Annotated in this window: 9 protein-coding genes and 1 tRNA gene; 8 read left to right on the top strand and 2 right to left on the bottom strand. The window is 66.8% G+C overall.

Annotated elements, in window-relative coordinates:
- Positions 1 to 48: 48 nt before the first annotated feature.
- Both J3E64_RS04060 and J3E64_RS04055 read right to left on the bottom strand, forming a co-directional pair.
- Positions 49 to 957, bottom strand: a complete 909-nt coding sequence (locus J3E64_RS04060) for a hypothetical protein (protein WP_253340027.1) — start codon at positions 955 to 957, stop codon at positions 49 to 51.
- A gap of 188 nt (positions 958 to 1,145) precedes the next feature.
- Positions 1,146 to 1,222: transfer RNA gene (locus J3E64_RS04055), tRNA-Pro, on the bottom strand.
- A gap of 185 nt (positions 1,223 to 1,407) precedes the next feature.
- Here J3E64_RS04055 and yajC point away from each other — a divergent pair.
- The 8 genes from yajC (at position 1,408) to J3E64_RS04015 (ending at position 9,693) form a co-directional block, all read left to right on the top strand.
- Positions 1,408 to 1,743, top strand: a complete 336-nt coding sequence (yajC, locus tag J3E64_RS04050) for a preprotein translocase subunit YajC (protein ID WP_253340025.1) — start codon at positions 1,408 to 1,410, stop codon at positions 1,741 to 1,743.
- A 9-nt stretch (positions 1,744 to 1,752) separates the two neighbouring features.
- Positions 1,753 to 3,354 carry a protein translocase subunit SecD gene (gene secD / locus J3E64_RS04045; RefSeq protein WP_253340015.1) on the top strand — a complete coding sequence of 534 codons (1,602 nt, stop codon included), beginning with the start codon at positions 1,753 to 1,755 and terminating at the stop codon, positions 3,352 to 3,354.
- Between the two features lie 20 nt (positions 3,355 to 3,374).
- Positions 3,375 to 4,364, top strand: a complete 990-nt coding sequence (gene secF, locus J3E64_RS04040) for a protein translocase subunit SecF (RefSeq protein WP_253340013.1) — start codon at positions 3,375 to 3,377, stop codon at positions 4,362 to 4,364.
- An 11-nt stretch (positions 4,365 to 4,375) separates the two neighbouring features.
- Positions 4,376 to 4,753, top strand: coding sequence for an MTH938/NDUFAF3 family protein (locus tag J3E64_RS04035; protein WP_253340287.1), 378 nt, complete (start codon positions 4,376 to 4,378; stop codon positions 4,751 to 4,753).
- Between the two features lie 62 nt (positions 4,754 to 4,815).
- A complete protein-coding gene (locus J3E64_RS04030; RefSeq protein WP_253340011.1) occupies positions 4,816 to 6,246 on the top strand; it encodes a M20/M25/M40 family metallo-hydrolase in 1,431 nt (476 codons plus the stop codon).
- A gap of 127 nt (positions 6,247 to 6,373) precedes the next feature.
- Positions 6,374 to 7,492: a Ppx/GppA phosphatase family protein gene (locus J3E64_RS04025; protein WP_253340285.1), complete on the top strand. Its 1,119-nt coding sequence runs from the start codon at positions 6,374 to 6,376 to the stop codon at positions 7,490 to 7,492.
- Positions 7,489 to 8,163, top strand: coding sequence for an RlmE family RNA methyltransferase (locus J3E64_RS04020; protein WP_253340002.1), 675 nt, complete (start codon positions 7,489 to 7,491; stop codon positions 8,161 to 8,163). Before J3E64_RS04025 ends, J3E64_RS04020 begins: the two co-directional genes overlap by 4 nt.
- A 21-nt stretch (positions 8,164 to 8,184) precedes the next feature.
- On the top strand, positions 8,185 to 9,693 hold the full coding sequence (locus J3E64_RS04015; protein ID WP_253340000.1) for a YifB family Mg chelatase-like AAA ATPase: 1,509 nt from the start codon (positions 8,185 to 8,187) through the stop codon (positions 9,691 to 9,693).
- Positions 9,694 to 9,847 lie beyond the last annotated feature (154 nt).

Here is a 9,847-nt window from a genome sequence, read left to right as displayed (position 1 = left end):
GTGCAGGACGTGGCTCCGGGAGGCGCTGGACGCTATTCAGTTCCGCATTCACGGGAATTCATGCATGGGCAATTGGCGCAGATAATTGTTGAAGGCTGGATAGACGCCAGCATGGATTTTCTCCAGCCGGCTATCGCTAATCCTCTCTTTGCCAAGGATTTCCTTCTTTCGTTCGAACGTCAGTCCGTCGAGTTCGGGGCGTCGCAAAGCTATGATGATCTGGATCGCCTCGCGGAAGGAGTTCGCGCGTGGGTCTGCTTCGCAATGGGCAAGAAGCCACTTCATGCGGCGGTCGAATAAGTCGCGGTCGGTGGTGTCGAGCAATGTTCTGGAGGTGACGAGGGCAGGGGCAACGCGACCGCCCAGCTTGACCAGCAATTCGCTCATGGGAATGGGACGGTGCGGGATGCATTGCCAAAGATTTTGATCCCGGCTGACAATAAGAAGCGTACCATGATCGGCAAGAAATGCGCGAAGGGCGCTCTTCGTAAGGGGCTTAAGGTGCCCATCGGGTAGTCGCTCGACGCATGGGATGTCGCCGCTGGCGATCTGTTTTCGAAAGTCGTCAAGCGCCCGCAGATTACGCGCCAGCGTTTCATCCGGCTCGGTGAGGATTTCCTCGATTTCCGGTTCATCGCGCACCTTGGCGCGTTTACGCGCCCATATAAAGGTGCAGCCTCCGGCAAAAAGCAGAACCCAGCCGCCGCCGTGTGTGATCCGATCCTGAGCGGCGATCAAGACCACGGCTAGCAGTACGACGACCACCGAGGCCAATTGCGCAAAGTGGAGTCCGTTGCGACGTTTGCGTCCGCGCTTCGCCGCCAATGCCATCGCGCCAAGCACAGTTGTCGGAATGATGGCAGTCAGGGCCGTTCCTGCTGGCCGTTTCAGAAACCCAACATAGCCATCCCGAATTTTGACGAACTCGGCGGGGCGAAGAGGCATCAGCTCTCGCATCTACCGACTGGCATAAGCAGAGGGAGGCGAATCTTCAACCCGAAGGGTGCCGGACGCCTGCGATATCGACGCGTTGCGTTGCATTGCGCGGCCATCGCCAAAATTAAATTTTGCACCACCAGCGCACCACCAGAGCGAATTTGGTGGCCCCTGGCGGGGTGAAAATATCGGCTAAGGCATTGAAATATTGGTCGGGACGAGAGGATTCGAACCTCCGACCCCCACACCCCCAGTGTGATGCGCTACCAGGCTGCGCTACGTCCCGACCGGAGCGCGCCCTTTAGAAGCAGCCGCGCGAAGTTGCAAGGCCCCTTGCCGACCTTTTGCCGCGGTTGCGCTCAACCTATTCATATTGCCTCCCGCCCCTTATCTGTGTTAGCCGCCCGGCCTTGATCGGCGGGCGGGCGCGATGTTCCGCTTCGCACAGAAACCAAGGCGAAAGTCCCACCCATGTTCATTTCCCCAGCCTTTGCCCAGACCGCGGGCGGGCAAGCCTCCGGTGCCAGCGTCCTGGTGCAGATGGCGCCGCTGGTCCTCATCTTCGTCGTCTTCTATTTCCTGCTGATCCGTCCGCAGCAGAAGAAGATGAAGGAGCACAAGGCCAAGATCGACGCGGTCAAGAAGGGCGATCAGGTCGTCACCGGCGGCGGCCTGGTCGGCAAGGTGACGCGCGTCGACGACCTGTATGTCGACGTCGAACTGGCGCCGGGCATGAAGGTGAAGGCGGTCCGCACGACGCTGACCGACGTCATCGATCCGATGACCGCCAAGCCCGCGAACGACTGAGCCCGCGCGATGCTGAACTTTTCGCGCTGGACGGTCGCCGCGATCCTCCTGCCGCTCCTGATCGGCGTGCTGTGCGCGGTGCCGAGTTTCCTGCCCGACGCGACCGTGGCGCACCTGCCGCGCTTCATGCAGACGCGGGTCAACCTGGGGCTCGACCTGTCGGGCGGCAGCCACCTGCTGCTGGAAGCATCGACGCAGGATGTCGCCAAGCAGCGGCTCACCAATATGGAGGAGCAGGTCCGCACCGAACTGCGCCGGGGCGATCCGCGCATCGCCATCGGCGATATTTCGGCCCGCGACGGCAGGCTGAGCTTCATGGTCCGCGATCCCAGCCAGGTCGACGCCGCCGTCGAACGCATCCGCCCGCTGACGCAGGGCGCGGGCCTGACCGGGCAGCGCGACTTCAATGTCGAGGTGGTCAACAGTTCCTCCATCGTCATCACGCCGACGCAGGCGGGCATCGACAATGCGGTCAAAAGCGCGATGGAAGTCGCGACCGAGGTGATCCGCAAGCGCATCGACGAAATGGGCACGCGCGAACCCACGATCCAGCAGCAGGGCGGCAACCGCATCGTCGTGCAGGTGCCGGGGCTGCAAAATCCCAAGGCGCTGAAAGACCTGCTCGGCCAGACCGCGAAGCTGGAATTCAAGCTGGTCGACGCGACCGCCAATCCGTCCGAAGTGGCGCAGGGCCGCGCCCCGGTCGGCAGCGAGGTGCTGCCCTATCCCGACAATCCGTCGGGCGTGCCGGCGATCGCGGTCAAGCGGCAGGTCATGGTGTCGGGCGAGGACCTGACCGACGCCACGCAGGGCTATGACCAGCAGTCCAACGCGCCGGTCGTCAATATCCGTTTCAACGGATCGGGCGGCCGCAAGTTCGGGCAGGTGACGTCGCAGAATGTGAACCGCCCCTTCGCCATCATCCTGGACGGCAAGGTGCTGTCCGCACCCAATATCAACGAACCGATCCTGGGCGGCAGCGCCCAGATCAGCGGCAATTTCACCGTCGAAAGCGCCAACCAGCTCGCCATCGCGCTGCGGTCGGGCAAGCTGCCGGTGGCGCTGACCGTGGTGGAGGAACGCACGGTCGGACCCGGGCTGGGCGCCGATTCGATCCGCGCCGGCCTGATCGCATCGATCATCGCCGTGGTCGCCGTCGCTGCCTTCATGTTCGCGAGCTACGGCCGGTTCGGCATGTATGCGAACATCGCCGTCACCATCAACGTGCTGGTGATCCTGGGGGTCATGGGCATATTGGGCGCGACGCTGACGTTGCCGGGCATTGCCGGTTTCGTGCTGACGATCGGCACCGCGGTCGACGCCAACGTGCTGATCTACGAACGCATCCGCGAGGAACGGCGGCGCGGCCGCAACGTGGTGCAGGCGATCGAACATGGCTACAAGGAAGCGAGCCGCACCATTTTTGAAGCGAACGTGACCCATGCCATTGCCGGCGGCATCATGCTGGCGCTCGGGTCCGGGCCGGTGAAGGGCTTTGCGATCGTGCTGCTGATCGGCATCGCCACCAGCGTCTACACGGCCGTCACCTTCACGCGTCTGCTGGTCGCGCGCTGGGTCCGCACCCATCGCCCGACCGAGATCCACATCTGACGGGGCGGGAGAGAGAAGACATGAAACTGCTCAAGCTTGTCCCCGACAACACCAATATCGGCTTCGTCGCGCTGCGCAAATGGGCGTTCGCGCTCACCGCCCTGCTGACCCTGCTGGCGGTCGGCGCGACCGCCTACAAGGGGTTGAACCTTGGCGTCGATTTCGTCGGCGGCCTGATGATCGAGGCGAAGTTCACCCAGCCGGTGGAAACCGACAAGGTGCGCGCGACCATCGCCGCGCTGGGGGTGGGCGAAAGCTCGCTGCAACAGTTCGGGGACGCCGACACGGTGCAGATCCGCCTGCCGCTGCCCGAACAGGGCGGCGCCGGCGCGGCCAACGCGGTGGTGGAAAAGACGCGCAAGGCGATGGAAGCCAAATTTCCCGGCGTCACCTTCTCCCGCTACGACACGGTGTCCGGCAAGGTGTCGGGCGAACTGATCCAGAACGGCGTGCTGGCGGTGCTGCTCGCGGTGGTCGGCATCGCGATCTTTTCCTGGTTCCGCTACGAATGGCAGTTCGGCGTATCGACCTTCATTTCGATCATGCATGACGTGCTGATCACGCTCGGCTTCTTCGCGGTCACGCAACTGGAATTCGACCTCAACATCGTCGCGGCGGTGCTCACCATCGTGGGCTATTCCATCAACGACAAGATGGTGATCGACGACCGCATCCGCGAAAATATGCGCAAATATCGCAAGATGGACATGAAGGCGCTGATCGACCTGTCGGTCAACGAAACGCTGCCGCGCACGGTCATGACGTCGCTGACCATCCTGCTGGCGCTCGGGTCGCTGCTGCTGTTCGGCGGCCATGTGCTGCGCGGCTTCACCGCCGCGATGATGCTGGGCGTGGTGGTGGGCACCTATTCGTCCATCTACGTTTCCTCCTCGCTGCTGATCACGCTGGGCCTGACCCCGCAGGCATCGGAAAAGCGGGCGAAGAAGAGCAGCAGCTATGCCGGACAGGCCGAACGCGTCGGTCCGCGCGACGAGGGAGCGCGACCCTGAGCGATACCGGCATCCGCCTGCGCCGCGACGACAGCGGGCAGGGGCCTGTCGTCACCGGGTTTCAGGGGCGGGGCTTCCGGGTACGGGACGATGTCTTTCCCGAAGGCCTGCTACTCAGCCCCGTCCGTGCGCTGGCCTGGGCCGATGCGCCGGCGGTGGGCGCGCTGACGCCGGCCGTGCTGGGCGACCTGATCGACCTGGACCCGCTTCCCGAATTCCTGCTGCTGGGCACCGGGCCCGGCCTGCGCCAGCCGCCGCGCGCCTTCGTTCGCGCGCTGGAGGCGCGGGGGGTCGGCGTGGAGGCGATGGACAGTCGCGCCGCCGCGCGCGCCTGGGGCGTGCTGCGTGCCGAGGAACGGTGGATCGTCGCGGCGCTGCTGCCGCTCTAGGGCTTGCCCTCCCGTCCCGGCTTCGCCACTCTGCCCCCCTTCGATAAAGTGAGGGGCCATTCATGTCATTTCGCCGTCCCGCCGCCGCCGCCGCGCTTTCCATCGCGCTGTTCGCGACCGCCAGCGTCCACGCCGCTGCGCCCGACCAGCAGGCGCGCAGCGGGGAAGCCGAATTTCGCGGCCTCTACAAGGAACTGGTCGAAACCGATACGAGTTGGCCGGACGGCAGCTGCACGCTGGCGGCCCAGCGCATGGGCGCGCGGCTGAAGGCGGCGGGCTTCGCCGATGGCGACATGGCCGTGATCGTCGATCCGGCACACCCCCGGGAAGGCAATCTGACCGCGATATTGCGGGGCACCGACGCGAAGCTGCCGCCGCTGCTGCTGCTCGCCCATATCGACGTGGTGGCGGCCAAGCGTGCCGACTGGGCGCGCGACCCCTTCACGCTGGTCGAGGAAGGCGGCTATTTTTACGGCCGCGGAACGTCCGACGACAAGGCGATGGCCGCGGCCTTCACCGACGCGATGGTCCGCTACCGGGCCGAAGGCTACAAGCCCCGGCGCACGATCAAGCTGGCCCTGACCTGCGGCGAGGAAACCGAAAAGGCGCTGAACGGCGTCGAATATCTGCTGAAGAACCACCCGGACGCGTTGTCGGCGGGCTGGGCGCTGAACGAAGGCGGCGGCGGGTCGCTCGACGAAAGCGGCAAGCCGGTGGCGCAGGGCGTGCAGGCGGGCGAGAAAGTCTATCAGGACTTCACCTTCACCGCGACGGCGCCCGGTGGCCACAGTTCGCGCCAGACGCCCCGTGTCAACGCGATCGGCTGGATGGCGGCCGCCCTGTCGCGCATCAACGATTATGATTTCCCGGTCGACCTGACCCCGGCGGCCCGGGCCTATTTCGGCGCATCGGCGCCGCTCTATCCGGGCAAGGTGTCGGCCGCGATGGCGGCGATCGGCGCGGGCAAGGCGACCGATGCCGACTATGCCGCCGTATCGGCCGAAAATGCGAGCTGGAACGCCACGCTGCGCACCACCTGCATTCCCACGCTGATCAGCGGCGGCCACGCCCCCAATGCCCAGCCGCAATCGGTAACGGCCAATGTCAATTGCCGCATCATTCCGGGGGAAAGCGTCGAGTCCGTCCTGGCGAGGCTCGCCGAGATAGCGGCCGATCCGAAGGTCAAGGTGACGCTGGCCGATCCGCCGCAGCCCAAATCGTCCGCGCCCGAACTGACGCCGCAGATCATGGGACCGATCGAGACGCTGACCAGGGAAATGTGGCCCGGCGTGCCGGTGATCCCGCGCCTTGCCACCGGCGCGACCGACGGGCGTTTCACCAATGCGGCCGGCATCCCGACCTATGGCGTGTCCGGCATGTTCGCCGATCCCGACGGGCAGGGCGTCCATGGCCTGAACGAGCGCATCCGCGTCAAATCGCTGATGGACGGGCGGGCGTTTCTCTACCGCTTGGTCAAGGCCTATACGCGGTGACCCGTTACGGGAACGCCCCTGCCCGGAGCGTTCCCGCCTTCGCCTTGCGTAACGCGCCTGATCCGCTTAAGCAGGAAGGCAAGTTCCGCGCCCGTCATGGGATCGGCGATCAAAGTGAGTAACGGCCCTGGTGCAGCACAGCCGCCCATCGCCGCAGAGTTCCGGCCCGACCGGCCGTCCCGCGGGTCAGAATGCCCGCCCCGGTCCGGGCAATGGGAGCAAGGCTGCGGCCATTCCTCCCCCGTCGAAGCAGCGGGGCCTTTCCGCCCATGGTACGCGTGGCCGCAAATCCTATGCCGCGATCGACCTGGGCACGAACAATTGCCGGTTGCTGATCGCCAAGCCGTCGGCGGACGGGTTTATCGTGGTGGATGCTTTTTCGCGCATCGTGCGCCTTGGCGAAGGGCTGGCTTCGACCGGGCGGATCAGCGACGCCGCGATCGATCGCGCCATCGCCGCGCTGTCCGTGTGCGCGGACAAGCTGCGCCGTCGCCATGTGACGCTTGCCCGCTCGGTCGCGACCGAGGCCTGTCGCCGCGCAGCCAACGGCGCGGAATTCATCCAGCGCGTCTACCGCGAGACGGGCATCGCCCTCGATATCATCAGCGCGCAGGAAGAGGCGCGGCTGGCGGTGATGGGATGCCATGCGCTGCTGGAGCCGGGCGACGGCCCCGCGCTCATCTTCGACATTGGCGGCGGGTCGACCGAACTGGTGCTGGTCGATTCCCACGGCGACGGCCCGCCGCGCATCGTCGACTGGGTCAGCGCGCCCTGGGGCGTGGTGTCGCTGACCGAAAGCGAGGCTTTCGACCATGCCGATCCGGGGCAGCGGCTCGCCGCCTACGGGCGGATGCGCGAACGGGTTAGCGGTGCATTCGCAGGGCTGGCGCGCCGTCTGCCGCGCGGCGCGGACGGCATCCGCCTGCTCGGCACGTCGGGCACGGTGACGACGCTCGCCAGCCTGCACCTCAACCTGCCGCGCTACGACCGGCAGGCGATCGACGGGCTGATCGTGCCGTGCGAATCGATGCGCGCCATCTCCGCGAGCCTGTCCGCCATGCCGCTGGCCGAACGGCAGACATTGCCCTGCATCGGCACGGAACGGGCCGACCTGGTGGTGGCGGGTTGCGCAATCCTGGAATCGATCCTCGACATCTGGCCGGCCGAGCGCCTTGGCGTGGCCGACCGGGGCATCCGCGAAGGCATATTGCGCGGCCTGATGGACCGTGACGGAGTGGTGATGTGAGGGGCTCGGGCGTCGGCAAGATCCGGGTCAAGACCGCGAAAGGCCGCACCGCGCAATCGGTGCGCTGGCTGGAGCGGCATCTGAACGACCCCTATGTCCGCCAGGCGAAGGCCGAGGGATGGCGCAGCAGGGCCGCCTTCAAGCTGATCGAGCTGGACGAGAAATTCCATTTCGTGAAGGGATCGCGCGCCGTCGTCGACCTGGGCGTCGCGCCGGGCGGCTGGGCGCAGGTGGTGCGCAAGATGGCGCCCAAGGCCGCCGTGGTCGGCATCGACCTGCTGCCGACCGATCCCATTCCCGGCGTCACGCTGTTCGAAATGGATTTCATGGACGACAAGGCGCCCGACCTGTTGCGCCAGGCGCTGGGGCAGGAACCCGATCTCGTCATTTCCGACATGGCGGCCAATACCGTGGGGCATGCGCGGACGGACCATCTGCGCACCATGGGGCTGGTGGAGGCGGCGGCGCTGTTCGCGGTCGAAAACCTGCGCAAGGGCGGGACGTTCGTGGCCAAGGTCTTCGCAGGCGGCACGGACGGCGACCTCCTGGTCATGCTCAAGAAGAATTTCACGACCATCAAGCACGCCAAGCCCCCGGCCAGCCGCAAGGGCAGCGTCGAATGGTATGTCGTGGCGCAGGGGTTCAAGGGCAGGCCGGACGAACAGGCCTGACCGGCCGGAAATGGGGGGCATTTGGTCGCAACGGTTTCGACGGTCGCCTATCTGGGGCTGGAGGCGCGCGGCGTGGAGGTCCAGTGCCAGCTCGTCCCCGGCCTGCCCAACTTCATCCTGGTCGGTTTGCCGGACAAGGCCGTGGCGGAAAGCCGCGAGCGGGTGCGCAACGCCATTGCCGCGATCGGCCTGTCGCTGCCGCCCAAGCGCATCACGGTGAACCTGTCGCCCGCCGACCTGCCCAAGGAAGGATCACATTTCGACCTGCCCATCGCGCTCGCGCTCCTGGGCGCGATGGGGGTCATCGATGCCGAAACCCTGTCGGGCTATGTCGTGGTCGGCGAACTGGGACTGGACGGGCGCACCGCGCCGTCGCCCGGCGTGCTGCTCGCCGCGCTCCATGCCGGGGAACGGGACATGGGGCTGGTCTGCCCGGCGGCGCAGGGCGCCGAAGCCGCCTGGGCCGGGCAGGTGGAGGTGATCGCCGCGCCCGACCTGCTGGGCCTGCTCAACCATTTCAAGGGGACCGCCGCGCTCTCGCCGCCGCAGCCCGGCGCGGTGGACGCGGCCGTCCGCGCCGCCGACCTGCGGCAGGTGAAGGGACAGGAAGTCGCCAGGCGCGCGCTCGAAATAGCGGCGGCCGGCGGGCATAATCTGCTGATGATCGGTCCGCCCGGCGCGGGCAAGTCGCTGATGGCGAGTTGCATGCCGGGCATCCTGCCGGAACTCACCCCGGCCGAAGCCCTGGAAACATCGATGGTGGCAAGCGTCGCGGGAACGCTGGAGAGCGGCCGGATCAGCCGCGCCCGACCGTTCCGCGCGCCGCATCACAGCGCGTCCATGGCCGCGCTGGTCGGCGGCGGTTTGAAGGCCCGGCCGGGCGAGGTCAGCATGGCGCATCTGGGCGTATTGTTTCTAGACGAACTGCCCGAATTCCAGCGCGCGGTACTTGATTCGTTGCGCCAGCCGCTGGAAACGGGCGAAGTGACGGTGGCGCGGGCGAACGCCCATGTCACCTTCCCTGCGCGGGTCCAGCTGGTGGCCGCCATGAACCCGTGCCGCTGCGGCCATCTGGGCGATCCGGCGCTCGCCTGTTCCCGTGCGCCGCGCTGCGCGGCGGACTATCAAGCCAAGGTGTCGGGGCCGCTGCTCGACCGCATCGACCTGCATGTGGAGGTGCAGGCGGTGACCGCCGCCGACCTGGTGCTGCCGCCGCCGGCGGAAGGATCGGCCGAGGTCGCGGCGCGGGTCGCTGCGGCACGGGCGGTGCAGACGGCGCGCTATGCCGGCACCGGCACGCGCACCAATGCGGAAGTGGACGGCGACGCGCTGGAAGCGGCAGCCGGGCCGGACGATGCGGGACGGCAGTTGCTGGCGCAGGCCGCGACCGCGATGAAGCTGTCCGCGCGCGGCTACACCCGCGTGCTGCGGGTCGCGCGCACGATTGCGGATCTGGCGGGCGCGCAGAAGGTGGGGCGCGTCCATGTGGCGGAAGCGCTCAGCTATCGCCGCCGGCCGCCGGTGAATTGATCGATCCGGCGCGATGAAGACTCAGGGCATGGGCTCAGGGCAGGGGCCGGACGCTGACCAGCGTGTAGAGACCGAGCATGACGCCGCCGCCGGCGAAGCCGATCAGGAAGCGGCGTATGTCGGGCCAGAAATCTGAACGTTTCATCGCGCACCT

The organism is Sphingobium sp. OAS761 (genome assembly GCF_024168485.1).
Classification (GTDB): Bacteria; Pseudomonadota; Alphaproteobacteria; order Sphingomonadales; family Sphingomonadaceae; genus Sphingobium.
The sequence above is the reverse complement of the archived record's forward strand: the minus strand, read 5'-3'. Positions and strand labels throughout refer to the sequence as shown.

What these genes read in the sequence shown, in the direction of transcription:
- J3E64_RS04060 (WP_253340027.1), bottom strand. Translation starts at nt 957, where the DNA reads ATGCGAGAGCTGATGCCTCTTCGCCCCGCCGAGTTCGTCAAAATTCGG.
- secF (WP_253340013.1), top strand. Translation starts at nt 3,375, where the DNA reads ATGAAACTGCTCAAGCTTGTCCCCGACAACACCAATATCGGCTTCGTC.
- J3E64_RS04030 (WP_253340011.1), top strand. Translation starts at nt 4,816, where the DNA reads ATGTCATTTCGCCGTCCCGCCGCCGCCGCCGCGCTTTCCATCGCGCTG.
- yajC (WP_253340025.1), top strand. Translation starts at nt 1,408, where the DNA reads ATGTTCATTTCCCCAGCCTTTGCCCAGACCGCGGGCGGGCAAGCCTCC.
- secD (WP_253340015.1), top strand. Translation starts at nt 1,753, where the DNA reads ATGCTGAACTTTTCGCGCTGGACGGTCGCCGCGATCCTCCTGCCGCTC.